Annotated in this window: 1 protein-coding gene; it reads left to right on the top strand. The window is 80.5% G+C overall.

All coding sequences use genetic code 11. From position 1 onward, the window contains the following. On the top strand, window positions 1-231 hold a 231-nt coding region (locus tag E0D90_RS26355), incomplete at both ends, for a hypothetical protein (RefSeq protein ID WP_130800376.1).

Raw genomic sequence — 231 nt, 5'->3', positions numbered from 1 at the left:
CGCGGCGGCCACTGGGCGGTCCTGCCCGGCTGCCCCGCCCCGGCGCCCACCGCCCGCGCCACCGACCCGGCACGACGGCTGGTCCGGCTGGCCGAGGTGTTCGGCGCCGAGCACGTCCACGCCGAACTGGTCGACCACCGCCTCCCCGGCGACAGCGTCCGCAACGACGCCCTGTTCGCCGCCGCCCGCCGGGCCGGCCTGCCGGTGGTGGCCACCGGCGCCGTCCACTAC

It is taken from the genome of Streptomyces otsuchiensis (genome assembly GCF_004305975.1).
GTDB lineage: Bacteria > Actinomycetota > Actinomycetes > Streptomycetales > Streptomycetaceae > Streptomyces > Streptomyces otsuchiensis.
Note: the sequence above shows the minus strand (reverse complement) of the source record. Positions and strands in the feature narration are given on the sequence as shown.